This is a genomic window from Micromonospora sp. U56 (assembly GCF_018070095.1).
Classification (GTDB): domain Bacteria; phylum Actinomycetota; class Actinomycetes; order Mycobacteriales; family Micromonosporaceae; genus Micromonospora; species Micromonospora purpureochromogenes.
The window spans coordinates 1-26,979 of sequence record NZ_JAGPYL010000090.1; the positions used below are offsets into that span (position 1 = coordinate 1).

General features: G+C 74.6%; 26 protein-coding genes and 1 pseudogene. 15 read left to right on the forward strand and 12 right to left on the reverse strand.

The features are described from left to right. Nucleotides 1-547 precede the first annotated feature (547 nt). The 5 genes from ctaD to KBX37_RS24900 all read right to left on the reverse strand — a co-directional run bounded on the left by ctaD (nt 548) and on the right by KBX37_RS24900 (nt 6,296). Nucleotides 548-2,551 carry a cytochrome c oxidase subunit I gene (ctaD, locus tag KBX37_RS24880; protein WP_210778323.1) on the reverse strand — a complete coding sequence of 668 codons (2,004 nt, stop codon included), beginning with the start codon at nt 2,549-2,551 and terminating at the stop codon, nt 548-550. Between the two features lie 87 nt (nt 2,552-2,638). Then, nucleotides 2,639-3,367 carry an ATP-binding protein gene (locus KBX37_RS24885; RefSeq protein WP_210778324.1) on the reverse strand — a complete coding sequence of 243 codons (729 nt, stop codon included), beginning with the start codon at nt 3,365-3,367 and terminating at the stop codon, nt 2,639-2,641. Nucleotides 3,368-3,458: 91 nt separating this feature from the next. Further along, a complete protein-coding gene (locus tag KBX37_RS24890; protein ID WP_374103850.1) occupies nt 3,459-3,923 on the reverse strand; it encodes a DUF4383 domain-containing protein in 465 nt (154 codons plus the stop codon). Between the two features lie 98 nt (nt 3,924-4,021). Next, nucleotides 4,022-5,179 carry a glycosyltransferase gene (locus KBX37_RS24895; RefSeq protein WP_210778325.1) on the reverse strand — a complete coding sequence of 386 codons (1,158 nt, stop codon included), beginning with the start codon at nt 5,177-5,179 and terminating at the stop codon, nt 4,022-4,024. A gap of 103 nt (nt 5,180-5,282) precedes the next feature. Further along, nucleotides 5,283-6,296 (reverse strand): glucosyl-3-phosphoglycerate synthase, encoded by a 1,014-nt coding sequence (locus KBX37_RS24900; protein ID WP_210778326.1) that lies wholly within the window; start codon nt 6,294-6,296, stop codon nt 5,283-5,285. A gap of 220 nt (nt 6,297-6,516) precedes the next feature. Between KBX37_RS24900 and KBX37_RS24905 the strand changes: the two genes are divergently transcribed. The 7 genes from KBX37_RS24905 to KBX37_RS24935 all read left to right on the forward strand — a co-directional run bounded on the left by KBX37_RS24905 (nt 6,517) and on the right by KBX37_RS24935 (nt 15,212). Further along, on the forward strand, nt 6,517-7,530 hold the full coding sequence (locus KBX37_RS24905; protein ID WP_210778327.1) for a Gfo/Idh/MocA family protein: 1,014 nt from the start codon (nt 6,517-6,519) through the stop codon (nt 7,528-7,530). Then, nucleotides 7,523-8,611 (forward strand): zinc-binding dehydrogenase, encoded by a 1,089-nt coding sequence (locus KBX37_RS24910; protein ID WP_210778328.1) that lies wholly within the window; start codon nt 7,523-7,525, stop codon nt 8,609-8,611. Before KBX37_RS24905 ends, KBX37_RS24910 begins: the two co-directional genes overlap by 8 nt. A gap of 54 nt (nt 8,612-8,665) precedes the next feature. Beyond that, a complete protein-coding gene (locus KBX37_RS24915; RefSeq protein WP_210778329.1) occupies nt 8,666-10,414 on the forward strand; it encodes an ABC transporter ATP-binding protein in 1,749 nt (582 codons plus the stop codon). 110 nt (nt 10,415-10,524) lie between these two features. Next, nucleotides 10,525-12,816 carry an accessory Sec system translocase SecA2 gene (secA2, locus tag KBX37_RS24920; protein ID WP_210778330.1) on the forward strand — a complete coding sequence of 764 codons (2,292 nt, stop codon included), beginning with the start codon at nt 10,525-10,527 and terminating at the stop codon, nt 12,814-12,816. 177 nt (nt 12,817-12,993) lie between these two features. Beyond that, the gene (locus KBX37_RS24925) at nt 12,994-13,734 is read left to right on the forward strand and encodes a GAF and ANTAR domain-containing protein (RefSeq protein ID WP_210778331.1); all 741 of its coding nucleotides are present in this window, start codon (nt 12,994-12,996) and stop codon (nt 13,732-13,734) included. Nucleotides 13,735-13,809: 75 nt separating this feature from the next. After that, the gene (locus tag KBX37_RS24930) at nt 13,810-14,316 is read left to right on the forward strand and encodes a DUF2231 domain-containing protein (protein WP_210778332.1); all 507 of its coding nucleotides are present in this window, start codon (nt 13,810-13,812) and stop codon (nt 14,314-14,316) included. 167 nt (nt 14,317-14,483) lie between these two features. Next, nucleotides 14,484-15,212, forward strand: coding sequence for a class I SAM-dependent methyltransferase (locus KBX37_RS24935; protein ID WP_247658836.1), 729 nt, complete (start codon nt 14,484-14,486; stop codon nt 15,210-15,212). Nucleotides 15,213-15,218: 6 nt separating this feature from the next. Here KBX37_RS24935 and KBX37_RS24940 read toward each other — a convergent pair whose 3' ends face one another. Both KBX37_RS24940 and KBX37_RS24945 read right to left on the reverse strand, forming a co-directional pair. Next, nucleotides 15,219-16,163, reverse strand: coding sequence for a DUF3500 domain-containing protein (locus KBX37_RS24940; protein ID WP_210778333.1), 945 nt, complete (start codon nt 16,161-16,163; stop codon nt 15,219-15,221). Nucleotides 16,164-16,172: 9 nt separating this feature from the next. Continuing rightward, nucleotides 16,173-16,331, reverse strand: coding sequence for a hypothetical protein (locus KBX37_RS24945; RefSeq protein ID WP_247658833.1), 159 nt, complete (start codon nt 16,329-16,331; stop codon nt 16,173-16,175). Nucleotides 16,332-16,398: 67 nt separating this feature from the next. Between KBX37_RS24945 and KBX37_RS24950 the strand changes: the two genes are divergently transcribed. The 6 genes from KBX37_RS24950 to KBX37_RS24975 all read left to right on the forward strand — a co-directional run bounded on the left by KBX37_RS24950 (nt 16,399) and on the right by KBX37_RS24975 (nt 20,817). Then, on the forward strand, nt 16,399-16,914 hold the full coding sequence (locus KBX37_RS24950; RefSeq protein ID WP_210778334.1) for a winged helix-turn-helix domain-containing protein: 516 nt from the start codon (nt 16,399-16,401) through the stop codon (nt 16,912-16,914). A 281-nt stretch (nt 16,915-17,195) separates the two neighbouring features. After that, on the forward strand, nt 17,196-17,804 hold the full coding sequence (locus KBX37_RS24955; protein ID WP_210778335.1) for a winged helix-turn-helix domain-containing protein: 609 nt from the start codon (nt 17,196-17,198) through the stop codon (nt 17,802-17,804). Between the two features lie 109 nt (nt 17,805-17,913). Next, nucleotides 17,914-18,609 carry a uridine kinase gene (locus KBX37_RS24960; protein WP_210778336.1) on the forward strand — a complete coding sequence of 232 codons (696 nt, stop codon included), beginning with the start codon at nt 17,914-17,916 and terminating at the stop codon, nt 18,607-18,609. A gap of 140 nt (nt 18,610-18,749) precedes the next feature. Next, a complete protein-coding gene (locus KBX37_RS24965; RefSeq protein WP_210778337.1) occupies nt 18,750-19,148 on the forward strand; it encodes a TraR/DksA C4-type zinc finger protein in 399 nt (132 codons plus the stop codon). A 51-nt stretch (nt 19,149-19,199) separates the two neighbouring features. Further along, nucleotides 19,200-20,075, forward strand: a complete 876-nt coding sequence (locus KBX37_RS24970) for a DUF72 domain-containing protein (RefSeq protein ID WP_210778338.1) — start codon at nt 19,200-19,202, stop codon at nt 20,073-20,075. Between the two features lie 313 nt (nt 20,076-20,388). Then, nucleotides 20,389-20,817, forward strand: a complete 429-nt coding sequence (locus KBX37_RS24975; protein WP_210778339.1) for a DUF2267 domain-containing protein — start codon at nt 20,389-20,391, stop codon at nt 20,815-20,817. 47 nt (nt 20,818-20,864) lie between these two features. Here KBX37_RS24975 and KBX37_RS34800 read toward each other — a convergent pair whose 3' ends face one another. From KBX37_RS34800 to KBX37_RS24985, 3 genes and pseudogenes are all read right to left on the reverse strand, one after another. Next, nucleotides 20,865-21,077: a DUF72 domain-containing protein gene (locus tag KBX37_RS34800; protein WP_307849189.1), complete on the reverse strand. Its 213-nt coding sequence runs from the start codon at nt 21,075-21,077 to the stop codon at nt 20,865-20,867. Nucleotides 21,078-21,129: 52 nt separating this feature from the next. After that, nucleotides 21,130-21,336 (reverse strand): annotated as a pseudogene (locus KBX37_RS34805) (DUF72 domain-containing protein); the annotation flags it as partial. Between the two features lie 9 nt (nt 21,337-21,345). Continuing rightward, a complete protein-coding gene (locus KBX37_RS24985; protein WP_210778340.1) occupies nt 21,346-22,095 on the reverse strand; it encodes a PIG-L deacetylase family protein in 750 nt (249 codons plus the stop codon). Between the two features lie 221 nt (nt 22,096-22,316). On the opposite strand from KBX37_RS24985, the gene KBX37_RS24990 reads away from it, so the two are divergent. Next, a complete protein-coding gene (locus KBX37_RS24990) occupies nt 22,317-22,607 on the forward strand; it encodes a hypothetical protein (RefSeq protein ID WP_210778341.1) in 291 nt (96 codons plus the stop codon). 7 nt (nt 22,608-22,614) lie between these two features. Beyond that, on the forward strand, nt 22,615-23,883 hold the full coding sequence (locus KBX37_RS24995; RefSeq protein WP_210778342.1) for a cupin domain-containing protein: 1,269 nt from the start codon (nt 22,615-22,617) through the stop codon (nt 23,881-23,883). A gap of 126 nt (nt 23,884-24,009) precedes the next feature. On the opposite strand, the gene KBX37_RS25000 is transcribed toward KBX37_RS24995, so the two are convergent. Continuing rightward, nucleotides 24,010-24,675: a hypothetical protein gene (locus tag KBX37_RS25000; RefSeq protein ID WP_210778343.1), complete on the reverse strand. Its 666-nt coding sequence runs from the start codon at nt 24,673-24,675 to the stop codon at nt 24,010-24,012. Beyond that, nucleotides 24,672-26,979, reverse strand: a 2,308-nt coding sequence (locus tag KBX37_RS25005) for an FtsK/SpoIIIE domain-containing protein (protein ID WP_247658834.1), incomplete at its 5' end; no start/stop codon positions are given. The genes KBX37_RS25005 and KBX37_RS25000, both read right to left, overlap by 4 nt.

A 26,979-nucleotide genomic window follows, 5' to 3' on the forward strand; every position in this document is an offset into this window, starting at 1 on the left:
CGCCGAGGATCAGCCCGGTGGCCCCCACCGGCCCGCCCGGGCCGGGGGCGGGGCGGCTGCCGGCTTTCCGCTTCCCGCGACCAGTGCTCGCCGGCCTCGCGCCCCGGCTCGGTGACGACGGCCAGCGGCCACTCGGCCGCGTCGCTGGGCCGCACGGGCGCGGACGGCAGGTCGGCGGGCGGACCCCCTGGCCACTCGGCCGCGTCGCTGAGCCGCCCGCCGCGGACGGAAGCTCGGCGCGCGGACCACCTGGCCGCTGGCCACTCGGCCGCGTCGCCCGCCGCCCGACGGCAGGCGGGCGCGCACCCCTGACCGGCGGCCTTTCGGCCCCGTCGCTGAGCCGCCTACCGCCGACGGCGGGTGGGCGCGCACCCCACCCATCCGTAGGTCTTGGACAGTTGCCGTCAGCAGCGAACGGCAACTGTCCAAGATCCGCCGTTGTCGCCCGCCGCGGCGGGAGGGAGCGACGGGAGGCGACACGGTGCGGCCGCCACCACCGAGTCGCGGTGGTGGCGGCCACGTGCCCGTCGGCGCGGCGAGCGGCCGGTCAGTGCTCCTCGGGGTCGCCCTTGGTGTGCGGATGCCGCCAGCGCTCGTCCGCCTCCGGGCGTTCCTGGGCGCCGAGCGGGTTGCCCTCCGGCTCATTGGTCTGCTCGAAGCTGGGCCGGCGCACCACCTCCGGCTCCGGTACCTCGACCGGCCGGGCTCCGGACTGAGGGGCGGGCTGGTACTCCACCGCCTCCCGAGCACCGTGCGCGCCCTCGGCCGCCGGCGACTCCGGGACGTGCCGCTCGTGTCGCAGTTCCTCGCGGAACTCCTGGGGCGGGCGGGTGGTGCGCTGCGGCAGGTCCCGGCCCAGGTCGGCGACGTGCGGGCCGTACTTGGCGTCGAACGCCGGGCGCTCGGAGCGGATCCGGGGCATCCGGTCGAAGTTGCGCAGCGGGGGCGGGCAGGTCGTCGCCCACTCCAGGGAGTTGCCGAAGCCCCATGGGTCGTCCACGTTCACCATCGCCCCGTACCGCCAGGACTTCCAGATGTTGTAGATGAAGAACAACGTGGACGCGCCGAGTATGAACGAGCCGATGCTGGAAGTCGTGTTCAGCGTGGTGAAGCCGTCCTGCGCCAGGTAGTCGGCGTACCGGCGGGGCATGCCCTCGTTGCCCAGCCAGTGCTGGACCAGGAATGTCAGGTGGAAGCCCAGGAACATGGTCCAGAAGTGGGCCTTGCCGAGCCGATCGTCGAGCAGCCGGCCGGTCATCTTCGGGAACCAGAAGTAGATCCCGCCGAAGAACGCGAAGACCACCGTGCCGAAGAGGACGTAGTGGAAGTGCGCCACCACGAAGTACGTGTCGGTGGTGTGGAAGTCCAGCGGTGGGCTGGCCAGCTGCACGCCGGTGAGGCCGCCGAACAGGAAGGTGACCAGGAAGCCGACGGCGAAGAGCATTGGCGTCTCGAAGGTGATCTGCCCCTTCCACATGGTGCCGATCCAGTTGAAGAACTTCACCCCGGTCGGCACCGCGATGAGGAAGCTCAGCACGCTGAAGAACGGCAGCAGCACCTGACCGGTACCGAACAAGTGGTGCGCCCAGACGGTCATCGACAGCACGGTGATGGCGATGGTGGCGAGCACCAGACCGGTGTAGCCGAAGATCGGCTTGCGGGAGAAGACCGGAATGATCTCTGAGATGATCCCGAAGAAGGGGATCGCGATGATGTAGACCTCGGGATGGCCGAAGAACCAGAACAGATGCTGCCAGAGCATCGGCCCGCCGGTGGTCGAGTCGAAGACGTGCGAGTTCAGGATCCGGTCAGAGACCAGCGCGAGCAGCGCGGCCGCCAGCAGCGGGAAGACCAGCAGCACCAGGACGCTGGTGAGCAGAATGTTCCAGGTGAAGATCGGCATCCGGAACATGGTCATCCCGGGCGCGCGCAGGGTGAGGATGGTGGTGACCAGGTTGACGGCGGTGAGGATGGTGCCCAGACCGCCGATGACCAGCCCGACCACCACCATGTTGGCCCCGACGCCGGGGGAGTGCTCCAGCGTGCTCAACGGCGGGTAGGCGGTCCACCCGAAGTCCGCGGACCCGCTCGGCGTGAGGAAGCTGCCGTACAGCATCAGGCCGCCGAACAGGAACAGCCAGTAGCCGAACGCGTTCAGCCGGGGAAACGCGACGTCCGGGGCGCCGATCTGGATCGGGACGATGTAGTTGGCCATCCCCAGCGCCGCGGGCGTGGCGAAGAGCAGCAGCATCGCCAGCCCGTGAGTGGTGAAGAGCTGGTTGTACTGCTCGGCCGAGAGGAGCTGCAGCCCCGGCCGGGCCAGTTCGGCCCGGATCAGCATCGCCTCGATCCCGGCGACCACGAAGAACGAGAAGGCGGTGACCAGGTACAGCAGGCCGATCTGCTTGTGGTCGGTGGTCCCGAGCAGCTTGATCAGGTGATTGCCCGGCAGCGCCGTGCGGACCGGGCCGGGGAAGCCGCCGAACCGGGCCGGCGCCAGGATCGCCGGCCCCCGGTCTCGTGCGGGCTCCGTGGTTACCCGTCTGGGCATGGCTTCTCACCCCGTCGTGACGACAGAAAGGACGAGCGCGACTACCCGTCCCCCCGCCATGTAACCAGGCGAGAGCGGTAATTTCGGTCAATTCGCCCGGACGAGTGCCCAGACCACCTTGCCGTCGACCAGCGGCGAACTGCCCCACCGCTGCGCCATCTCCCGGACCAGCATCAGCCCGCGCCCACCCTCGGCACGCAGCCCCGGGCTGGTCGGCCGCGCCGCGCTACGGTTGCCGTCGGTCACCGCCACGTGCAGGTACGGCCGGCGCAGCGTCAGCGTCACCTGCATCGGCGTGTGCGCGTGCCGCACCACGTTGCCGACCAGCTCGCTGAGCACCAGCGAGGCCGGGCCGACCAGCTCCGGCGCGTTCCACCGGCCGCAGGCCTCGCCGACCAGCTCCCGGGCGCGCCGGCAGGCGGTCGCCACCGGCTCCAGCCGGGCCCGCAGCCGGGGTGCGGCGACCTCGCCGGCCAGCCGGGTCGCCTCGGCGCAGTCCCGGTGCACCGGCACCACCCGGCAGGTGGTGGACTCGGCGAGCCAGGCGGCCGCGTCCGACGGGGGAGCGCAGAGCAGCACCGGCACGGCGGGCCACCCGGCGGCCTGGCGGGCCGTGGCGGCGAAGACGGACAGCGCGAGCCGGTCGGCGACGGTGACGTCCTCCAGGTCGACCACCAGCGCGTCGGGTTGGGCGGAGAGGCAGCGGTCCAGCACGGTGTGCACCGACCGCATCGTGCCGAGGTCGAGCGCGCCGTGCAGGTGGACGACGGTCACGGGTGACTCGTCGCGCACCTCGCAGGTGATCCGGCTCGCCATCGGCCCCTCGATTCCGCTCGCATGCCCAGATCCAGCCAGGTACCCGAGGCTTCTCCGGGTGAAACCGGACCGACCGGATACGGTGGCCGGGTCAGTGGCGATCCCTGTCACGTCGGGTGAGCACGCCGAGCGCGAGCATTCCGGCGCCGAGCGCGAGGTGCAGGACGTCGGCGGCGGGGTTGACCGGGATGACGTTCGCCGCGCTGCGATGGTCGACGGCCAGCCCGTAGAGCCACAGCACCAGGTAGACCGCCCCGCCGCCGACCAGGTAGGCGCGCGCCAGCCCGACGGTGCGCGACAGCGCCAGCCCGGCCACGCCGGAGGCCAGGTGCAGCAGGTTGTGCAGCACCGACACCTGGAACAACCCGAACAGCTGGGCGCCGGACTGGTGCCCGGCCAGCCGCAGGTCGGCGTAGTCGCTGGTGATTCCGGGCACGAACCCCAGGGCCCCGATCAGGAGGAACACCGTCCCGACCGTGGCGGCGGCCCGGCGTACCGGCGCGCGGCCGTCCGCCGGGTTGCGCCGGGCCCGGGAGTGGGCCATCGGACCGGCCATCGCGCGCTCCCTCCGTCGCGTCGCGGCGTTCCCGCCTGCCGGCCCGACAAACGGGCCCGGACCAGACCGGTCCGGGCCCGTGAGAGCAGGGGTACGCCTCAGGCGACCTGCAACTGCCGGGCCGGGGCGCCGTGCCGGACGCGCTCGTACAGCTCGACGTAGCGCTGTGCCATCACCGTCGGGGTGAACCGGGCCGCGGCCTCCCGCCGGCACTCGTCCGCGTCGAGCAGACTGGCCGCCAGCAGCAGGTCGCCGAGCTCGTCCTCGTCGGTGGTGAGCAGGCCGGTGCGTCCGTGCTCGATCAGCTCGGGCAGGCAGCCGCGGGCGGTCGCCACGACCGGGGTGCCGAGCGCGAGGGACTCCACCACCGCGGTGCCGCCCGGTTCCTCCCAGCGCAGCGGGAACAGCGAGGCCTTCGCTCCGGCCAGCAGGTCGTCGCGTTCCTGACCGGCCACCGTGCCGACCCAGCGGACCAGCTCGCCGTCGACGTGCGGGGCCACCTCGTCGTAGAAGAAGCGCACGTCGGGGTTCTGCCGGGCCTCGTCGCCGGCGGCGGCCAGGTCCTCCGGCCGGTGGTACGGCCCGACCGGGCCGGCGAGCACCAGCGGCACTCCGACCCGCTGGGCCAGCCGGGCGCCCACGTCCTGCCCCTTGCCCGGGTTGATCCGCCCCAGGATGATCGCGTAGTCGCCCTTCTCCGGGCGCGGCGCGCGGTCCGCGTCGACGGCCAGCGGGGTGGACAGGTGCACGTGCCCCACCGAGTGCTCCCGCAGCGCCCGGGGAGCGCGGGCCAGTTGGGAGGCGGAGACGCCGTTGACCCGGACCCGGTCACCGGCGTCCAGGTTGCCGTAGAGCTCGGGGTGCTTGGCCAGGTCCCAGTGCAGGGTGTGCAGCACGGGCGGGCCGTCCGGCCCCATCGCGGCCAGGGTGGCCAGCCCGACCGCCTCCACGTGGTCGTGCACCAGGTCGATGTCGTCGCGGTGGTGCAGCTGCCGGATCACCCCGTCGAGGTGGGCCTGGGAGACGCCGCACACCTGGTTGTAGGGGCGCTGAAGGGCGTGGAACTGCCCGTCGGGAAAGACCGAGAATTTCTCGTCGACCGGCAGGGTGCTGCTCTCCACCGAGGCCAGCACCACCCGTACGCCCAGGCGCCGCAGCTCCGGCACCAGGGTGGCGATGACGTTCTCGATCCCCCCGTAGCCGGGGGGCGGCACCGACAACCAGGGGCCGGCGTTCATCAGGACGGTGAGGCTCATCGCGCTGTTGTCCTTCCCTCGGCGGCGACCCGGTCGGCCGTCCGCTCTCCGCCCCCGGCCGGCTCGTGCCGGCCGTCGGGTACCCGTCGCGGCGACCCGCCGCTCACGCCGCCACCCGCCGGCGCGGCACCCGGTGCCGCAGCTGGGCCAGCGGCGGGCGCTCGTCCACGGAGACGTCGCTGACCACGATCTCCCGGTCCAGGTTGGGCAGCGCGTCCGAGCCGCCCCGGCGGAACTGGGTGAGCATGGTGGCCGGCATGGTGCCGGGGCTGGCCCAGCCGCGGCGCTGCAATCGCGACCAGGCGGTGTGCATGATCTGCGCGGACATCCGGCCCAGGGCCGCGGTGTCCTGGTGCCGGTGCTTGCGCTCGCCGAGGTCGACCTGGGCGAGGGCGTCGAGGCCGACCAGCTCCAGCAGGTCGATCAGCATCGCCGTCTCGACCCCGTAGCCGGAGACGAACGGGACCTGCTCCAGCACCTCCCGGCGTCCGGCGTACTCGCCGGCGAGGGGCTGCACGAAACCGGCCAGCTCCGGCCAGAAGAGGTTGAGCAGGGGGCGGGCCATCAGCTCCGTCACCCGCCCGCCACCGTCGGCCTCCACGCTGCTCGCGCCGACCAGCGGCCGGTGGTAGAAGCCCTTCACGAAGTCCACCGACGGATCGGTCAGCAGCGGTCCGATCAGGCCGGTCACGAAGTGCGGACGGAACTCGCGCAGGTCGGCGTCGATGAAGGCGACCACGTCGCCCTCGGCGGCGGCCAGGCCGGCCCAGAGCGCGTCGCCCTTGCCGGTCAGTCGGGGCAGCCCCCGGGTCATCGCGTCCTGGCTGACCACCTCCGCGCCGGCGGCCCGGGCCACCTGGGCGGTCCGGTCGGTGGACCGGGAGTCCACCACGATCAGCTCGTCGACCAGGGCGACCCGGTCCATCAGGTGTTCGCGGATCGTCGACACGATCGCGCCGACGGTGACCTCCTCGTTGCGGGCCGGAAGCACCACACTGACCCGGGTGTCACCCTTGGCCCGCATCAGCCGCCGCGTCGGCCAGTCGTTGGCCGAAGTCGTCCGGTAAGTCGCCCATGCCTCCACCACTGGTGAGACGATCGAATCTGTATCCCGCACTGGCACACCCCCAGATCGTGGCGGAAAACGCGGAGTTGGTTTTCCCATCTCCGCCCGCGCGCTAACCGGATCATGCCTAACAGCTTGATCACGGGCCGTGCACCAGCCGGTTCCGGGCAGATGAACGGTTCGTTGCCGAACGCCACGGGGTTTCGTGTTCGGGCGGTGGGGGGAGTGCTGTTCCCGCGAGTCGGAGAACAGCGTCGAGAGGGTCGGTGGAATGCGCACGTGCCGGGTGGGACTGGTAGGGGCCGGTGGGGTGGCACAACGCCACGCCCGCGTGTTGAGCGGTTTCGAGGACGTGGAGCTGGTCGGGGTGCACGACGTGTCCCGGGACGCGGCGGCGGAGCTGGCCGGCGCGTACGGCGGCCGGAGCTTCGTCGACGTGGCCGAACTGCTCGCCGCCGGACCGGACGCGGTGTACGTCTGCGTGCCGCCGTTCGCGCACGGGCCGGTGGAGGAGGCGGTCATCGCCGCCGGTGTCCCGATGTTCGTGGAGAAGCCCGTCGCGGTCGACCTGGAGACCGCCGAACGCATCGCTGCGCTGGTGCAGGAGAAGCGGCTGCTCACCGCCGTCGGCCACCACTGGCGCTACCTGCACGTGGTGGAGCGGGCCCGCGAGCTGCTGGCCGACCGGCCGGTGCGGATGGTCAACGGTTCCTGGCTGGACAAGGTCCCCCCGGTGGCCTGGTGGGCGGTGCGGGACCGCTCCGGCGGCCCGGTCGTCGAGCAGGCCGCGCACGTGCTGGACCTGGTGCGGGCGCTGGTCGGCGAGGCGGTCGAGGTGACCGCGTACGGCGACGGGAACCCGCCGCCGGTCGAGGGCGCCGACATCGACTCGGTGACCGCGGCCACGCTGCGCTTCGCCAACGGGGCGGTGGGCACCCTCGCCGCGGCCTGCGTGCTGGGCTGGAAGCACCGGGCGGGGCTGGAGATCCTCGCCGACGGCCTGGCGCTGTCGCTGGCCGAGGACGGCCTGGTGATCTGCGACGCCGACGGGGAGCGCCGGATCGAATCCGATCCGGACGGTGCCCGGGTCGCCATCGACCGGGCCTTCATCGACGCGGTGACCGGCGTCGGCGACGACGTCCGGGTGCCGTACGTCGAGGCGATGCGGACCCAGCGGCTGGCCCTCGCGGTCGCCGAGTCGGCCCGTACCGGGCGGGCCGTGACCCTGCCCACCGGCCCGGCGTCCGTGCCGCTGGCCACCGCGGGGGTGAGCGTCGATGCGTGACAAGGTCGTGGTGGTCAGCGGCCCCGGCGCCGTCGAACTGGCCGAACAGGACGCCGCCGAGCTGCGCGAGGGCACCTTCCGGGTCCAGACCCTCTACAGCGGCGTCTCCGCCGGCACCGAACTGAGCTTCGTCAAGGGCACCAACCCGTACCTCAATGTCACCTGGAACCCGGACCTCGGCCTGTTCCAGCCCGGTGCGGCGAGCACCCCGTACCCGGTCACCCGGCTCGGCTACATGCAGGTCGGCCGGGTGGTGGAGAGCCGCACCCCGGCCGTCGCCGTCGGCACGGTGGGCGCCATGACCTACGGCCACCGCACCGGGTACGTGGCCGACCCGGTCGCCGAGCGGTTCGTCCCGCTCCCCGACGACCTCGATCCGCTGCTCGGCATCTACGTCGCGCACATGGGCCCGATCTGCGCCAACGGCCTGCTGCACGCCGCGGCCGACCTGTGCGGCACCGACGTGCGCTCGCTCGGCGACGGGGTGCGCGGCCGGCGGGTCGCGGTGGTCGGCAGCGGCGTCGTCGCCCTGCTCACCGCCCTGTTCGCCAAACGCCACGGCGCCGCCTCCGTGGTGGTGCTGGACCCGACGCCGCAGCGCCGCCAGGTGGCCGAGGCGCTCGGCCTGGAGACGCTCGACCCGGGGGCCGACGACCCGGCCGTGGTGCTCAAGACCCGGTGGAACCACGCCGCCGGGGACCGGGGCGCCGACGTGGTGTTCCAGTGCCGCGGCCAGGCCTGGGCACTGCACCTGGCGCTGCGCCTGCTGCGCCCGCAGGGCACCGTGATCGATCTGGCCTTCTACCAGGACGGCGCGGACGCCGTCCGGCTCGGCGAGGAGTTCCACCACAACGGGCTTTCGCTGCGCTGCGCCCAGATCGGACGGGTGCCGCGCGGCCTGACGCCGACCTGGGACCGGGAACGGCTCTCCGCCGAGACCATCGAGCTGCTGCGGCAGTACGGCGACGTGATCCGCAAGCACCTCGTCTCGGCGGTGGTGCCGATGGAGGAGGCGCCCGCCCTGCTGACCGACCTGGCCGAGCGTCGCCGGCAGGAACTCCAGGTGGTGCTGACCGGCTGACCCGGGCAGCCAGCACCCGGCACCCGGCTGGGCGCGGGCGGCTACGGTCGGCGCATGACCACCGCCGCCGCCCGCCGGCCTGCCGGCCTGGCCGCCCTGCTGCCGTACCTGCGCGCCCACCGCGGCACCCTCGCCGTGGTGGGCGCGTTGTCGTTGGCCGGGGCGGTCGCCGCGCTGGCGCAGCCGCTGCTCACCCGCCAGGTGCTCGACCAGATGGCGGCGGCCCGGCCGGTCACCGGCCTCGTCGCGGCGCTGGTGGCCCTGGTGGTGGCCGGCGCCGCCCTCGGTGGCCTGCGCGACTTCCTGCTGCAACGCACCGCCGAGGGCGTCGTGCTGGGCACCCGGCGCCGGCTCGCCGGGCACCTGCTGCGGCTCCCCATCGTCGAGTACGACCGGCGCCGCACCGGCGACCTGCTCTCCCGGGTGGGCTCGGACACCACCCTGCTGCGGGCCGTGGTCACCTCCGGGCTGTTCGAGACGGTCACCGGCGCGGTGATGGTCCTCGGCGCGGCCGGCGCGATGGCCCTGCTCGATCCGGTGCTGTTCGGGGTGACCCTGTTCGGGGTGGCCGCCGGCGTCGGTTTCGCGCTCACCGTGGCCCGCCGGGTGCGCGGGCTGTCCCGCGCCGCCCAGGAGCGGGTCGGGGAGATGACCTCCGCCGTCGAGCGGGCCATCTCCGCCGCCCGCACCATCCGCGCCGCCCGGGCCGAGCACCGCGAGACCGAGGCCGTCGGCGAGAGTGCCGCCCAGGCGTACGCGGCGGGGCTGCGGGTGGCCCGGGTGCAGGCGGTGGTCGGCCCGGTCAGCACGGTCACCATCCAGGGCGCGTTCCTGCTGGTCCTCGGCGTGGGCGGGGCCCGGGTGGCGGCCGGGGCGATCACGGTGGGCGACCTGGTGGCCTTCGTGATGTTCCTGTTCTTCCTGGTGCTGCCGCTGGGCCAGGCGGTGCACGCGTACACCCAGTTGCAGACCGGGCTGGGCGCGTTGCAGCGGATCGAGGAGGTGCTGGCCGTACCCGCGGAGGACGCCGGGGACGGCGCGGACCTGGCGGCGGCCCCGCCCGCCGGCCGCCCGGCGGCGATCGAGTTCGACCGGGTGGGGTTCGGCTACCCGGACGGTGCCCCGGTGCTGCACGAGGTGAGCTTCACCGTGCCGGCCGGCAGCCGGACCGCCCTGGTCGGCCCCTCCGGGGCCGGCAAGTCGACCCTGCTCGCGCTCGTGGAGCGCTTCTACGAGGTCGACTCCGGGTCGCTGCGGCTCGACGGCGTCGACGTGCGCCGGCTGCCCCGCGACGCCCTGCGGGCCCGGCTCGGCTACGTCGAGCAGGAGGCGCCGGTGCTGGCCGGCACGCTGCGGCAGAACCTGCTGATCGGCGCCCCGGACGCGACCGACGCCGCGCTGCTGGCCGTCCTCGACGAGGTCAACCTCGGCCACCTCGCCGAGCGCACCGACGCCGGGTTGGACGTGCAGGTGGGGGAGGGCGGGGTGCTGCTCTCCGGCGGCGAGCGGCAGCGCCTGGCGATCGCCCGGGCGCTGCTCGCCGGCCCGCCGGTGCTGCTGCTGGACGAGCCGACCAGCAATCTCGACGCGCGCAACGAGGCGGCGCTGCGCCGGGCCATCGACGCGGTGGCCGTGCGGCGCACCCTGCTGATCGTCGCGCACCGGCTCGCCACCGTCGTCGACGCCGACCAGATCGTGGTGCTCGACGGCGGCCGGGTGGTCGCGGTCGGCACCCACGACGAATTGACCGTCACCAGTCCGCTCTACCGGGAGCTGGCCGCTCACCAGCTGCTGGTGAGCTGACCCCACCCGCCGCCCCTGACCTGCGCGGACGTGCCGGGACGGGGACAACCGGGACGCCCCGGACGAGCCGGGCAGCGACAGCCCGGCCGGTTCGCGTACCGTTGCCGCTCATGGGTGTGTCGCAACGGTTGAAGAGCAGGTTCCGGCGGTTCCTCCAGCGCCCGGGGACGACGGTCGACCTGGCCCCGCTGGAGAAGTTGCTGCCGCAGATCGCCGCGCGCGAGGACGAGCTGTCCGCCCTCGACGACGCCGAGCTGACCGAGGCCGCCAGCGTCGCCACGGAGTACGCGGAGATCTGCGCGATCGGCCGGGAGGCCGCCCGCCGCGGGCTGGACCAGCGGCCGTACGACGTGCAGCTGCTCGGGGCGATGGCGCTGCTGTCGGGCAAGGTCGCCGAGATGGCCACCGGTGAGGGCAAGACGCTCACCGCCACCATCGCCGCGTACGGGCACGTCCGGCTGGGCAACGGGCCGGTGCACGTGCTCACCGTCAACGACTACCTGGCCCGCCGCGACGCCGAGTGGATGGCGCCGGTCTACCGGCTGCTCGGGCTGACCGTGGGCTGGGTCAACGAGGCCTCCACCCCCGAGGAGCGGCGCGCCGCGTACGCCTGCGACGTGACCTACGTCGCGGTCAGCGAGGCCGGCTTCGACTTCCTCCGCGACCAGCTCGTCACCGACCTCGCCGACCGGGTCCAGCCGCCGCTGAAGACCGCGATCGTGGACGAGGCCGACTCGATCCTGATCGACGAGGCCCGGGTGCCGATGGTGCTCGCCGGCGCGGTCGCCGGCGAGCAGGACCCGGCGCACGCCGCCGCGGCGCTGGTGCGTGGCCTGCGCAAGGGCAAGCACTACACCGTCGCCGAGGACGGCCGCAGCGTGGCGTTCACCGCTGTCGGCCTGGCCACCGTCGAGGCGAAGCTCGGCGGCATCGACCTGTACGACACCGAGCACGTGGGGCAGCTCTCGGCGGTCAACGTGGCGCTGCACGCGTACGCCCTGCTGCACCGGGACGTCGACTACATCGTCCGGGACGGCTCGGTCGAGCTGATCGACGAGATGCGCGGCCGGGTGGCCCAGCGCCGCCGCTGGCCGGACGGCCTGCAGGCGGCGGTCGAGGCCAAGGAGGGCCTGGACGCCACGGCCGAGGGCGAGGTGCTGGGCACCGTCGCCGTGCAGGCGTACATCGCGCTCTACCCGACGGTCTGCGGGATGACCGCCACCGCCGTGCTCGTCGGCGACCAGCTGCGCGAGTTCTTCGGCCTCGAGGTGGCGGTGATCCCGCCGAACACCCCCTGCGTCCGGGAGGACGAGCCGGACCGGATCTACGCCACCCGGGCGGAGAAGGAGGAGGCGCTGATCGACGAGATCACGCGCTGCCACCAGGCCGGTCGGCCGGTGCTGGTCGGCACCCTGGACGTCAAGGAGTCCGAGGGGCTGGCGGCCGGCCTGCACGCCGCCGGGGTGCCCTGCGTCGTGCTGAACGCGAAGAACGACGACGAGGAGGCGGCGATCATCGCCGAGGCGGGCGCGTACGGCGCGGTCACCGTCTCCACCCAGATGGCCGGCCGGGGCGTGGACATCCGGCTCGGCGGCAGCGACCAGAGCGACCGGGACCGGGTGGCCGAGCTGGGCGGCCTGTACGTGATCGGCAGCGGCCGGCACGACAGCCGTCGGGTCGACGACCAGCTGCGCGGCCGGGCCGGCCGGCAGGGCGACCCGGGTGGCTCGGTCTTCTTCGTCAGCCTCGAGGACGACCTGGTGGCCCGGCACGCCGGCGACATCGTGCCGGCCTCGCCGCGGATGAACGCCGACGGCCTGGTCACCGACGAGCAGGTGGACTACGCCGTGGAGCACGCCCAGCGGGTGGCCGAGGGCGTCAACCACGAGATCCACCGCAACACCTGGCGGTACAGCGTGGTGATCGAGCAGCAGCGCAAGGCGCTCGCGGAGCGCCGCGAGCGGCTGCTCACCAGCGACGTGGCCGCGCTGATGCTGCTCGACCGGGTGCCGGACAAGGCCGGCGAGATGGACGAGGACCTGCTCGCCCGGGTGGCCCGGTCGATCGCCCTCTACCACCTCGACCGGCTCTGGGCCGAGCACCTGGCCGAGCTCTCCGAGGTTCGCGAGGGCGTGCACCTGCGGGCGCTGGGCCGCCTCGACCCGCTGGACGAGTTCCACCGGGCGGCGGTCCCGGCGTTCAACGACCTCGTCCCCGAGATCGAGACCCGCACCATCGCCACCTTCACCGAGACCGAGTTCGACGCCGACTGGGAGCCGGACGCCGCCAAGCTGGTGCGGCCGACCGCCACCTGGACGTACCTGGTCCACGACAACCCGTTCGGCTCCGAGCTGGACCGGCTGATCGCCTCGGTCGGCCGGCGGCTCTCCGCCGCGCGCTGAGCGGTCACCGGGGTCCCTTCCGGCGCGGGTCCACGCCGGAAGGGACCCCTTTACGCGGTTTCGATCCTGGTTTGCGAGGGTAGAAGCCCGGGGTTCATGAGTCAGGGGAGATCACACGATGGGACAGGCAATGGGGCCGGTCGACGGGATCGGTCGGCGCGCGGGGGTCGTGCGCCGGTGAACCTGGACATGCGGGAGCCGACGATCGACACCCTCGGCGTGCTGGAGACCGCCGGCCTGCTGCGCGAGCTGACCGCCGGCCTGATCGCGGCCGACGACTTCGACGAGGCGCTGGCCCGGCTGGTGCGGATCGCCCGGGACGCCGTACCGGACGTGACCTGGTGCGGCTTCACCGCGCTGCGCGCCGGGGAGCCCGCCGGGGTGGCCGCCTCCGACCCCGGCCTGGCGGAGCTGGACGACCTGCGGCACGGCCCGGAGTCGCCGGCGATGAGCGCCATCGGGCGCCGGGAGATGACCGTCGCCCAGGACCTCGCCGTCGAGGAGCGCTGGCCGGGCTGGACGGTCCGGGCGCGGGGCCTCGGGGTACGCGGGGTGATCTCCGCGCCGGTCGACGTCGACGAGCAGGCGATCGGGGTGATCAACCTCTACACCGACTCCGCCGGTACCTTCACCACCCGGCACCAGCTCACCGCGATGCTGCTCGCCGAGCACGCCGGCCTGCTGCTGGCGGCGGTGCGGGACCGGGTCAAGCAGGCCGAGCGCGCCGGGGAGCTGGACGAATCGCTGCTGGAGGAGGGCGTCGTCGGTCAGGCGGTCGGGGTGATCATGACCCAGCGCGGGTGCCCCGCGCCGGAGGCCCTCGACGTGCTGCGCAACGCCGCGTCGTCGCTGGACATCCCGCTGCGCGAGGTGGCCGAGCGGCTGGTCGCCACGGTGTCGCGTCCCCGGGAGGGTTGAGCGCGTCGTTTCGCCGGACTGGTGCCCGGGTAGCACCCTGGTTTCGTGAGCTGACACGAAACAGGGGAGGAACCGATGGAGAGCCGGCTGCGGGTGCAGGGGCATCCGATCCAACCGATGCTGGTGACGTTCCCGTTCGGGCTCTTCGTCAGCGCGGTCCTCTTCGACCTCGCCGACGTGGCCGGCGGGCCGGCCTTCCTCGGCGAGGTCGGCTACTGGACGGCGGTAGCCGCCCTGGTCGCCGCCGCGCTCGCCGGGGTGGCCGGCATGGTGGACCTGTGGGACGTCCGGGCCGGCCGGACCCGCCGCACCATGGTCACCTTCAACCTGGTCAACGCCGGCATGGCCGCGCTGTTCCTGCTGGCCTGCCTGATCCGGGCCGACGCGCCGCAGCGTGGCGCCACCGCGGTCCTGGTGATCACCGAGCTGGTCGCCCTGGCCGTGGGCGCGGTCGGGGTCCGGCTGGGCGCCCGCCTGATGCGCCAGTTCGACGCCGGCCGCCGGGAGCCGAGCGGCTTCGAGGCCCTGGAGGGCGTGCCGGCCGCCGGCGCCACCGTGGAGATCATCCGCCCGCGCGCCTGACCCCGCCGCTCGCGTCGGACCGCCCGCCGGCCCCCGTCGGCGACGTGGCGGTGTCCCCCGGGCCGCCTTCTGCGCGACCCGGGCTCGACGCGGCCGGGGGACTTCGGGGGTCGGCCGGCCGCCGGGCCCGGCCGGGGGGCCGGAGGGGCGAGCGCGCGGTCGCCGAACTGGTCGCCGAGGCGGCGGCCGCGCCCGTGCACGGCTGGGACTTCTCCTGGCTCGACGGCCGGGCCACCGAGGAACGCCCGCCGTGGGGCTACGCCCGGCTGGTGGCGGCCCGGCTGGCGGCGGTCTCCGCCGCCCTGGACATCGACACCGGCGGGGGAGAGGTGCTGGCCGAGGCGCCGGCCCCGCCGCCGCTGCTGGTCGCCACCGAGGCCTGGCCGCCCAACGTCGCGGTCGCCCGGCGTACGCTGCGCCGGGTCGGCGCCACCGTCGTCCAGATCGGCCCCGCGTCCGCGCTGCCGTTCCGGGACGCCTCCTTCGATCTGGTCACCAGCCGGCACCCGGTCGCCACCGAATGGACCGAGATCGCCCGGGTGCTGCGCCCCGGCGGGGCGTACCTGTCCCAGCAGATCGGCCCGGGCACGATGCGGGAGCTGAGCGAGGCGATCCTCGGCCCGCTGCCGCCCCCGACCAGCCGGCAGCCGGCCGTCGCCGCCGCCCGGGCCGCGGGCCTGTCCGTGGTCCGCCTCGAACAGGCCACCCTGCGGGCGGTCTTCCACGACGTTGGCGCGGTGGTCTGGTTCCTGCGCAAGGTCGTCTGGACGGCACCGGGCTTCGACGTGGACCGGCACCGGCCGCAGCTCGCCGCGCTGGACCGGCGGATCCGCGCGGAGGGGGCCTTCGTCGCCCACGCCCGCCGGTTCCTGATCGAGGCGGTCCGGCCGGCCTGAGCGGCGTCAGTGGGCGCGGGCGTGGTGGGCGGCGAGCACGTCGGCGCCGAAGTCGCCGGCCGGGCGGCGCAGCACGGTGTGCGCGTGGTTGCCGTCCTCGGTGGTGTTGTCGTACTCGATCAACAGGTCGTCGCCCTGCACCCGGTAGTAGTGCCGCCCACCCGGCCGGGTCGACCCGGCCCAGGCGAAGTGCAGCTCGCCGCCGGCGAGCCGGTCCGCCTCGCGGACCGCCAGCTCGGCGGGGAGCCGGTCCAGGTAGAGCGCCACCAGCTGGTCGAGCAGGGCGCGGCCGGTGACGCCGAGCCGGTCGCCGGGCACGCCCAGCGGGGTGAGCGGCCCGTCGACCGATGGTCGGGTGGCGCTCACGATGTCCGCCGGGGCCTCGTCGGCGATGATCGCGGCAGACCGCCCGGCCGGCCCGACCGCCTCCAGCAGCTCCCGGCCGAGGTCCTCCTCGATGCCGAGCGGGCGGGAGACGGGCCGCCCGGCGTGCCGGACGGTGGCCGGGTTGGCGCCGAGGAAGAGCGGGGCGGGGGAGACCTCGTCGTCGACCACCGTCATGCTCACCGACAGGTGGTGCCCCTCGAACCGCCACGCCCAGCGGTCGTCGCGGGTCGGGTCGCCGTAGAGCGCCACCCAGTAGTCGCCGCTGTGCCGGCCGCGTCGCCACTCCTCGGCCCGGTCCAGCACCTCCTCCAGCGCCACCACGGTCATCGCCTGGGCGTACGCCGGTGGGCTCAGCGCGGTGGCCAGCAGCCGGTGCGCCGCCTTGCGCCCGGCGCAGTCCAGGTCGGCCAGGCACACCCCGGGCCGGGGCCGGGGCCGGTACTCCAGCCACCGCCGGCCCTCGTCGTCGAAGGCGTGCCCGGCGGCGGCGCGGGCCGGCTCGTCGAGCGTGGCCAGCAGCGCGCCGGCCGCCGTGCGCATCCGCTCCGGTACGGGATCGTCCATGGTGTCGCCTCAGCGGGAGTTGAGCGGGGTGTCGCCCTTGTCGTTGGTCATGTTCACCGGCAGGCCGGCGTCGACGTGGCCGCTGAGCTCCTCGGTCTCACCGGCGCGGGCCAGGTCGAACATCCGATGGGCGAAGGCCAGCGTCTCGGCGTCGAGGTCGTCGGTCACCCGTCCAGGCTAGTCGGCCGCCGCGTTCGGCGGACTGGTAGCTTGCCAGCCCACGACGGGGAGGGTCATGGACGACGTGTACGTCGGCAACGCGGGTGTGGACGGTGCCACCAACGCCGGTTGGCTGGCCGCCGCGCCGCTGACGCCCCGGCTGGCCCGCCTGGTCGACCTGCTCGGCGAGCTGGCCGAGGCGGGGGAGGGCGTGGTCCGGCTGGCCGAACCGGTGCCGGTGCGGGCGGTCACGGCCGTGCCCGCGCCGGCCCCCGCCGACGAGCATCCCGACACGCTGCGGATCCTGGCCGGCTCCCGGGTGGTCCGGCAGGGCGACCGGGAGATCCCGCTCACCCGGATCGAGTTCGACCTGCTGCTCTTCCTCGCCGAGCACCCGCACCGGGTCTCCACCCGGCTCCAGTTGCTGGGCAGCGTCTGGGGCTACGAGCACGCCGTGGCCCGGACCGTGGACGTGCACGTGCGCCGGCTGCGCGCCAAGCTCGGCGCGGACACCCCGCTGGTGACCACCGTGTACGGCGTCGGCTACCGGCTGGCCGACGAGGCCCGGGTCCGGATTGACCCTTTCCGCTGACCGATCGCCGGCGCGGCGCGCCCGGGGGAACCGTCCGCCCTGGTGCGTCGGGCCGGACCGGCCAATGTGAAGCGGAGCGGGTACCCCCCGTATCCGACCGCCCCGGCGACTCTGCTGTAATCATCTCGCTCGTACGCAGAGCGAGGGTTCGGCTGCGATGTGTTCGCCAATTGTCACATTCATGCAACGCGGCCGCCCCTTGACCCTCGCTCAGGGGCCGGGAAGCATCGATGAAGCGGCGTCCCGGGCCGTGGGTTTACCCGGACCAGCCAAGGAGGACCATGTCGGTCAGCCCCGCCTCGTCGCGCGCCGGATGGCATACGTCCCAACCTGCGGTTCCCGGTCGTCCCCCCGGCGGCCAGCGCCGCCCGGCGAACACGGCCGCACCCGTGCTCACCGTGACCCTGTCCATCCCGTTGGCGTGTGAGGAGTCGTTGACCCCGCCGGCCCGCCGGCTGCTGGAGGCCGCCCGCGAGATGTTGGAACGCGGCGAGGGCACCATCATCACCAACGGCGTCCCCGCCGAGCGGCGGCCCGAGCCGCTGCCCGGCGGCCGGTCCCCGGCCCGGTCGCTCGCGCCGACCATCCCGGCGCTGCACATCCTGGCCTCCTCCCGGTCCGTGCTGCGCGACGGCGAGCCACTGCCGCTGACCCGGCTGGAGTTCGACCTGCTGCTGCACCTGGTGGCCCACCCGCGCCGGGTCTTCACCCGATTGCAGCTGCTCAACGCGGTCTGGGGCTACGAGCACGCCGGGGTCCGCACCGTCGACGTGCACGTGCGCCGGCTGCGCGGCAAGGTCGGCGTGGACGTCCCCCTGGTGACCACCGTCTACGGGGTCGGCTACCGGCTGGCCGACGACGCCCGGGTCACCATCGACCGCACCGGCTGACCGACCGGGCGCCGTCGACCGACCCGGGGGGGTGACCATCGGCCGCGCCGGCCGACCCGGCGGGTGACCATCGACCGCGCCGGCCGACCGGCCGGGGCACCATGGTCGGATGCGCGTCCGACCCATCTCGCCCGAGCGGCTCGTCGCCGAGCTGACCGAGCGGCTCCTCGCCGCCGCCACCGAGCCGGGCCTCCCGGCCGTGACCGGTGCGGGTCCCGACGCTCCGGCCGACCGGCCCGGCCGACTGCGGGTCGCCGTCGACGGCCCGCCGGCCGCCGCGCCGCAGCGCCTCGCCGAGGCGCTGGTCGACCCGCTGCGCGCGCTCGGCCGCCCGGTGCTGCACGTGCGCGCCGAGGACTTCCTGCGGCCCGCCTCGATCCGCTTCGAGCAGGGCCGGACCAACCCGGACGCGTACTACGAGAGCTGGACCGACGAGGCCGGGCTGCGCCGCGAGGTGCTCGACCCCGCCGGCCCGGGCGGCTCCGGGCGGGTGCTGCCCTCCCTCTGGGACCCGGCGACCGACCGGGCCAGCCGGGCCGGGTACGTCCCGCTGCCGCCCGGCGGGGTGCTGCTGGTCAGCGGGGCGCTGCTGCTCGGCGGCGGGCTGCCCTTCGACGTCGCGGTGCACCTGGCGCTCTCGCCGGCCGCCCTGGCCCGGCGCACCGACCCGGAGCTGCGCTGGACCCTGCCCGCCTTCGCCCGGTACGCCGACGAGGTCGACCCGGCCTCCTTCGCCGACGTGGTGGTCCGGGCCGACGACCCGCGGCACCCGGCCCTCGTCGAGCCGGACGAACCGGTCGACTGAGGCCAGAAAAACTCGTTGGTTTGATCCACTGCGGAGGTGGGTATTCGCCCGGCTCACAGAGCACGGGTGATTTCGCCCGTGCGGACCGCATCCGGGCGACCGGCCCGGCCGGGCCGGAGCCCCACGAAAGGCAGGCAGCGATGCTCGTCCACGACACCGTCGGTACGGGCCGATCCCAGGCGGAGATCGACCAGATCCGACTCTCCCTGCAGGCCCGCTACGACGAGCTGTCCGCGGAGTACGAGCAGGCCGTCACGCAGAGCCAGGTGCTGCGGCTGGTGGAGGTCGGCGACACCGCCGGCGACGACCAGGCCGACAGCGGCACCAAGACCGCCGAACGGGACACCGCGCAGTCGTTGCTGCGCACGATCCTCGATCGTCGCGCCCAGTTCGAGCACGCGCTGACCCGACTGGAAGAGGGCACCTACGGCTTCTGCGAGGGCTGCTCGGCGCCGATCCCGGTCGAGCGCCTGGAGATCTTCCCGTCGGCCACCTCCTGTGTGGCCTGCAAGCAGACGCGGGAGCGGCGGGCCGCCTGAGCGGCGGGCGTCGCGGTTGCCGGTCAGGTCCGGGCGCGGTGGACTCCTTCCATGGGTGACATCAAGGTGGGCACCGCGTCCTGGACCGACCGGACCCTGCTGGAGTCGGGGTGGTATCCGCAGACCGCGGACTCCCCGGAGAAGCGCCTGGCGTACTACGCCCGGCGCTTTCCGCTGGTCGAGGTGGACGCCACCTACTACTCGCCGCCGGCCGAACGGACCGCCCGGTTGTGGGCCGAGCGCACCCCGGCGGCGTTCACCTTCAACGTCAAGGCGTTCAGCCTGCTGACCGGGCACCCGACGAAGGTGTCCGCGCTCTACAAGGACCTGCGCCCGGAGACGGAGAAGAAGAACCTCTACCCGGACGACCTGCCCGCGCAGGCGTACGAGGAGGTGTGGACCCGGTTCCTCTCCGCGCTGGACCCGCTGGTGGCGGCCGGCAAGCTCGGCGCGGTGCTGTTCCAGTTCCCGCCCTGGTTCACCATCAAGCGGGAGAACAAGGAGTACCTGCTGGAGGTGGAGCGGCGCTGCCGCCCACTGCGGCCGGTCTTCGAGTTCCGGCACGCCTCCTGGTTCGACGGCGCCAACGCCGACGAGACCGTGGCCTTCCTGCGCAAGCACCGGCTGCCGTACGTCTGCGTGGACATGCCGCAGGGCCACCGCTCCTCGGTGCCGCCGGTGCTGGCCGCCACCGCGGACCTCGCGGTGGTGCGGTTCCACGGGCACAGCGACAAGTGGACCAGCAAGGACATCCACGAGAAGTTCGGCTACCACTACTCCGACCGGGAGTTGCGGGACTGGGCGCCGAAGCTGCGCGAGCTGGCCGACTCGGCCGGGCAGACCCACGTACTGATGAACAATTGTTACCGCGATTTTGCCCAGACCAACGCCGCCACCCTGGCCGGCCTGCTCGACGCCGGCCGCTGAGCCGGTCGCCGGAGTTCACCCGGTCGGGGTGACGCCGGCTCACCTGATCGCCGCGCAGCATGGATGGTGTCTGCGGTCCGTCGACCGAGGGGACCGCGAGGGCGACAGCGACGGAGGTGGCCCATGGCGGTTCGGGTCGTGACGGACAGGCGACGCGGCGGTGTGCTGCACGTGGTCGGGACGACCGACGGCACCACCCGGCGCGGCGAGCGGCCCGGTCGGATCAGACCGACCCGGCTGTGGCGGGGGCCGAGCGGCCCGCCGCGACGCGACGACGACCGACGGTGGGAAAGCGACGCACGGGGGTGGACAGATGGCTGAGCAGCTGCAAGCGGCGTTCGAGTCCTCTTTGGAGAAGACGAACATCATCCTCAAGGACATCGAACAGGCGTACGGTTGGCCGAAGTCGCAACGCAACCAGTCCTACTGCGCGCTGCGCACGGTGCTGCACCTGCTGCGCGACCGGATGCCGGTGCAGGAGAGCGTGGAGTTTTCCGCGCAGTTGCCGGTGCTGGTGCGCGGGATCTACTTCGATGGCTGGAAGCCGATGGACGTGCCGGTCAAGCTGAATCGGGAGGACTTCCTTTTCGAGGTCCGGCGGCACTTTCCGTACGACGTCGAGGGCGGCACGGAGCGCGTGGTGCAGGTGGTGCTGGACGCCCTGAGCCGGCACGTGACCCACGGCCAGTGGGATGACGTGAAGGACAACATGCCGCGCGACATGCAACGGATGATGCCGTGACCGGATGACCCGCGGCCCGTCCCGCCAGTGCGGTGGGGCGGGCCGCCTCACGCCGTACGGCTGACCGCCCGCCCCGCCCGGCGGGCCAGCCCGGCGAAGGCCACGGCGTCGACCGCAGCCGCGCCGCCGGGGTCGTTGTTGAAGTAGACGTACGCCGGCTCGGCGTCGTCGAAGACCTCGGCGAGGCGGCGTACCCAGGAGGCGAGTGCGGCCCGGCCGTAGCGCGGCCACGGCTGGGCGCGGCCCTCGTGCAGCCGCAGGTACGCGGCTCATCTTCACCGCCACGCAGAAGTCCTCCGGGGTACGCGCCCGCCAGGCGGCGAAGGTCTCCCGCTCGGGCAGCCGGTAGCAGGCGGCGAAGGTCTCCCGCTCGGGCAGCCGGTAGAAGGCGTTGTTCACCTCGACGGTGGCGAACCGGGTGGTGAAGTGCTCCAGCCAGAGCCGCTGGGGCAGCTTCGGCGGGTAGAACCGCTCCCGCCAGTCGCGGTACTGCCAGCCCGAGGTGCCGACCAGGATCATCGCTTCCGCCTAGTGCAGGCCCAGCGGGAAGACCTCGAACGCGGCACCGTAGCGGACCCCGAGCCGGGTGCCGACCGGGCGGCTGATGCTCTCCAGGAACTCCGCCGGGTCGAACCCGCCGTCGCCGAGGCCCCGCAGGTAGGCGTCGTGCGCGCGCAGCGAGGCCAGCCCGGCGTCGAAGGTGGCGGTGACGTCCACCCCGTGCCGGGACAGCGGCGAGGCGGCGGCCCACACCTCCCGGACCCGGTTCCACGGCGCCACGCCGCCGGTCAGCTGCTCCGGGAAGATCCACCGGTTGCCGGCGTCGCGGGCCGCGTCGAGCACGGCCCGCCCGGTCGCGATGTGGTCGGCCTGGTTGAGCGCGTACGCCCCGTCCCAGGTGTCGCGGAAGTTGTTGGTGATCACCACGTCGGGGCGGTGCCGCCGGATCACCTCGGCGATCGCCCGGCGCAGCGGCACGCCGTACTCCAGCAGCCCGTCCGGCTGGCCGAGGAACTCCACCATGGTCACCCCGACCACGGCGGCCGAGGCGCGCTGTTCCTCCTCGCGGACCACCCGGGCCCGCTCCGGCGTTGTCCCGTCGATGCCGGCCTCGCCGCTGGTGACCAGGCAGTAGCCGACCTCCTTGCCCTGCCCGGTCCACCGGGCGACGGCGGCGGCCGCGCCGAACTCCAGGTCGTCGGGGTGGGCCACCACGGCCAGGGCGCGCTGCCAGTCCTCGGCCAGCGGCGTCAGGAGTGCGGGCTGCGGCTGCCCCATGGTGACCTCCCCTGCCGGACGGGCCGTCCCCCCATCCTGGCACCGCCGTCGCCCCCGCGCCCGGTTCGCGGCGCGCCGTGAGCCCCGGCGGGGCCGGGCGAACTGTCCCGCTCGCCGGGTCCCGCCGTCTACGGTGTGGTTAGAGAAGATCGCGCGTGGGGTACCACCCGCTGCACGACGGACCCCGCCGGTGGCGGGGCGGCACACCCGAGGGAGCACCCATGGCACTCAACGACGACGACATGCAGACCACCGGCGGCGGCGGCCTCGAGGGCCCGGCCGACGGTGGCGCGACTCCCGGTCACCAGGACGGCGGCGCCGACGGCGGCGCGGACCGTGGTGCGGAGCGCGGCGCCGACCAGGGCGCCGACCGGGGTGCCGAGGGTCCGGCCGACGGTGGCGCCACCCCCGGCCAGCAGGACGGTGGCGCCGACGGTGGTGCCGAGGGTCCGGCCGACGGCGGCGCGACCCCGGGCCAGCAGGACGGCGGCGCCGACGGCGGCGCGCGCTGACCACGTCATGACGAACATCGACCCGCCGGGCGGTCACGGCCGCCCGGCGGTTCCGTCCGCCGCCGAGGCACTGGCGCGCTGCGTCAGCGTGGAGCCGGCGAAGTTCGCCGCCGCCCACTGGGGACGGGCCCCGCTGCTCTCCCGCGCCGACGAGCTACCCAACCCCGACGGCTTCACCGACCTGCTCAGCCCCGCCGACGCCGACGAGCTGCTCAGCCGCCGGGGTCTGCGTACCCCGTTCCTGCGGGTGGCCAGGGACGGCCAGCTCGTGCCGGCGGCGCGCTACACCGGCGGCGGCGGCGCCGGCGCCGAGATCACCGACCAGGTCCTCGACGAGAAGGTGCTGGAGCTGTACGCCTCCGGCGCCACGCTGGTGCTCCAGGGACTGCACCGCACCTGGCCCGCCCTGGTCGACTTCGCCCGCGACCTCGGCGCCGCGCTGTCCCAGCCCTTGCAGGTCAACGCCTACCTGACCCCGGCCGGCAGCCAGGGCTTCGCCACCCACTACGACACCCACGACGTCTTCGTGCTCCAGGTCGACGGCCGCAAGCACTGGCGCATCCACCCGCCGGTGCTCCCCGACCCGCTGGAGCAGCAGCCCTGGGGCGGGCGGGCCGACGAGGTCGCCGCCACCGCCGACGGGCCCGCCGCGCTGGACGTGGTGCTCGCCCCCGGCGACGCGCTCTACCTGCCGCGTGGCTGGCTGCACAGCGCGCAGGCGCAGGAGTCCAGCTCGCTGCACCTGACCGTCGGCATCCGTGCGCTGACCCGGTACGCCATGGTGGAGGAACTGCTCACCCTGGCCGCCGAGGACCCCCGGCTGCGTGCCGGGCTGCCCTTCGGCACCGACGTCGCCGACCCCGACGCCGTCGAGCCCGAGCTGACCGAGACCGTCGAGGCGCTGCGGGAGTGGCTGCTGCGCGTCGACCCGGCGGCGGTCGCCGCCCGGCTGCGGCAGCGCGCCTGGCCCGCCGCCCGGCCGGCCCCGATCCGGCCCCTCGCCCAGGCCGCCGCGCTCGCCGCGCTCGCCGCCGACAGCCGGATCGCCCCGCGGGCCGGGTTGCGCTGGCAGCTCACCGCCACCGACGACCACCGGGTGGCGCTGCGCCTGCCCGACCGGACCATCACCCTGCCCGGCACCTGCGAGCCGGCGGTGCGCACCCTGCTCACCGGCACGGTTACCCGGGTGGGCGACCTGCCCGGCCTGGACGACGACGCCGACCGGCTGGTGCTGGCCCGCCGGCTGCTGCGCGAGGCCGTCGCGGTCCCCGCCTGAGAGGCTGTCGGGAAGCTCCGGCGGCCGGCGCGAGGCTTCCCGACAGCCTCTGCGCCGCGGCCGGTCCACGAGCCGGCCGGCCGGACCGCCATCCGGACCCGCCGAACCCCGGCCGGACCGCCGGTTTCAGCGGGTCGACACCAGCAGGGCGACGGTGGTCGCCACCCCGGCGACCAGGACGATCGCCATCGGCCGCGGCCCCAGCAGGGCGTGCCGCCGGTCGGCCAGCCGCTTCGCCGGCGCCAGGCCGGCCAGCGGTCCGAGCAGCGTCACCACCAGGGCCAGCACCGGCATCCCCACCGCCAGGTCACCGCCGTAGCGGTGGCCGAGCGCGCGGGCGCCCGCCCCGAGGCCGTACGCCACCAGCGCTCCCGCCACCCCGCAGAGCGCCAGCAGCGGGTTCACCGACGCGGGCAGCTCACCCGGCTGCCCGGCCCGGTCCAGCAGCTCCCGCACTCCGCGCAGCGACGACACCGGGTCACCGGCCGCGTCCCGGGCCGGCCCCGGCGCCGGGCCGAGCCGCCGCCCGCCCAGTCCCAGCCCGCCCCGCAGCTCGGCCCAGAGGTGCCCGACCTCGGCGTCGACCCGCTCCACCATGGACCGGGCCTCAACCACCTCCGCCTCGGCCCGGCGGAGTTGCGCGGTCGCCTCGGCCACCGCCCGTTCGGCGGCGGCGCACTGCTGGTCGTGCCAGGCCTGCGCCTCGGCCCGCTGGGCCCGGACCCGGCCGGTCAGCTCGGCCAGTCGGCGGACGTGGGCGGCGTACGTGTCACTGGCGACCGGTTCGTTCATCGGGAGGGACCATAAGGGATGATCACCTGTCCGGTGCGGTGCACCGCCCGGTCGAAGAAGAGCCCGCGCCACGGACGGGGGTACCAGTCCGGGCCGCCGGTGCCCGGGTAGAGCGAGGACCCCAGCTCCGCGCCCTGCACGTCGAGGGCGACCCAGGCGCCGATCTGGTCGGTGCGGGCGGCCGGCCCGCCGAGGTCCACCCGCATCCGGGCGATCCCGCGCCACCAGGCCAGCACGTGGGTACGCCGTTCCGGCCCGTCGTGCAGGATCCGGCGCAGCTGCTCCAGCCCGCTGCGCCCGCCGGCCGGCGCGGCCAGCCGGCCGGCCGCCGCGTCCACGGCGAACAGCAGCAGGTAGTGCGGGGTGCTCGGGGTGCCCGGCCGGCCCAGCGCCTCGGCCGTCTCGGCCATCAGCTCCGGCACCGTCTCCTCGTCGTACCAGGCCGCGTCGTCGGCCAGGTCCTCGTAGAGGGCGCGGGCGGCCGGGTCGGCGTCGGGGTCGAGGCAGGCGATGGAGAACCGGGCGGTACCCGGGCGGTGCTGGCGGGCCAGCGACCGGGCGGCGGCGTCGAGCACCGCGCACGCCTCGTCCACCCGGGTGCCCAGCACCGCCAGGTTGCGTCCGGGGGCGCGGGGCAGCCGCAGCGCCGCCGAGCGGGCCTGCACGTCGATGATCTCGCCGAGCAGGGCGACCGGCCCCCGGGGCGGCGGGGTGTCGCCCTGTGGGGCCAGCGCGCGGTAGTCGGGCGCGTCGACCAGCCGGGGGACGGCGTCGCCGTCGAAGAGCCGCGCCGGTGCGGCGTCCTGCGGCCGCATCCGCCACAGCCGGTGCTGCAGTTCGCTCCAGGTCTCCCAGTCGCTGGCCGACGGGATCCGGGCCACCTGGTTGCCCTCGGTCATGCCGGACTCGGCGTTGACCACCGCGTGGTGCCGGGGCAGCGCCTGCGCCGCGTCGTTGCGTTCGGCCAGGATGCGCAGCGCCTTGGGCAGCGCGATCCGCAGGGTGAACTGCGCGACCAGCGCGGGCCGCCCCCACAGCGCCTCGATGCCCCGCACGTCCTGCGAGGCGAGTACCAGGTGGATGCCCTGCGAACGGCCCCGCCGGGCCAGGTCCTCCAGCAGGTCGGCGGCCTCCCGGGCCACCACGTCCCGGCCGGCCAGCAGCGCCTGGAACTCGTCGACCACCGCCACGATCCGCGGCCAGTGCCCGGTCGGGTCCACCGCCCGCAGCTCGGCCAGCTTGGTGACCTCGTGCTTCTTGGCGGCGTCGGCCCGCCGGCGCAGCTCCTCGGCGAGGAACCGCAGCAGGGCCAGGCCGAACTCCCGGTCGGTGTTGACGTTGATCCCGACCAGCCGCATGTGCGGCAACCAGCTCGGGTCGCGCCGGCCCTGGGCGAACCGGGCGAAGGACACCCCCTCCTTGAAGTCGAGCAGATAGAACTCCAGCTCGGCGGGGGAGTAGCGGGCGGCGAGCGCGCCGATCCAGGCGAAGATCAGGTTGGTCTTGCCGGTGCCGGAGGGGCCGCCGATCAGCGCGTGCGGCGGGTAGTCGCCCAGGGCCAGCAGCACCGGCCGCCCGTGCGGGCCCTCGCCGATCGGCGCGGTCAGCCCGTGCGCCGAGTCCTCCTTCCACATCTGCTCCGGCGGGGGCAGCAGGTCGGTGAAGGGCGTCGGGGGCGGGCCGGCGTTGACCCGGGAGGCGATCTCCCGGCAGGTCTCGGTGACCAGCGTGGCGGGCGGCGGCGGGTCGAGGCGTACCGGCAGGCCGGGCGGGGCGCCGACGCGGGCGTCGCCCGGCTCGGCGACGACCCGGGTGACCGTCGGGTCCTCCGGCAGCGGGATGCCCCGGACCACCAGGTGCACCCCGCAGGCCGCCCCGGTGCGGACCACCCGGTCCAGCTGGCCGCGTTCGTGCCGGGACGGCTCGTCCCCGCCGAGCAGCACCGCCACCCGCCACGGCTCCGGCCGGCGGCCGGTCGCCGCGGCCAGCTCGCGCAGCGAGGCGTACTCGCCGGCCAGCACCGTCTCGTTGATCCGGCGGATCTGCTCCACCAGGTCGTCGAGCAGTCGGCCGAGCCCGCCCGGACCGAGGAAGGTGAGCAGCCCGGCGGTGCCCAGCGGGGCGAAGCCGGCCAGCCCGCCGCCCAGGTGCTCCGGGTCGTAGCCGTACAGCCGCACCGCGCCCGGGTCGGCCCGACCGACGCCGCGCAGCAGCAGCGCGCCGACCACCGCGTCCGCGCCGTCCCGGTCGCCGCCGGACAGGTGCACGTGGCCGGCGTCCAGCAGCGGGACCAGCGCCGGGACC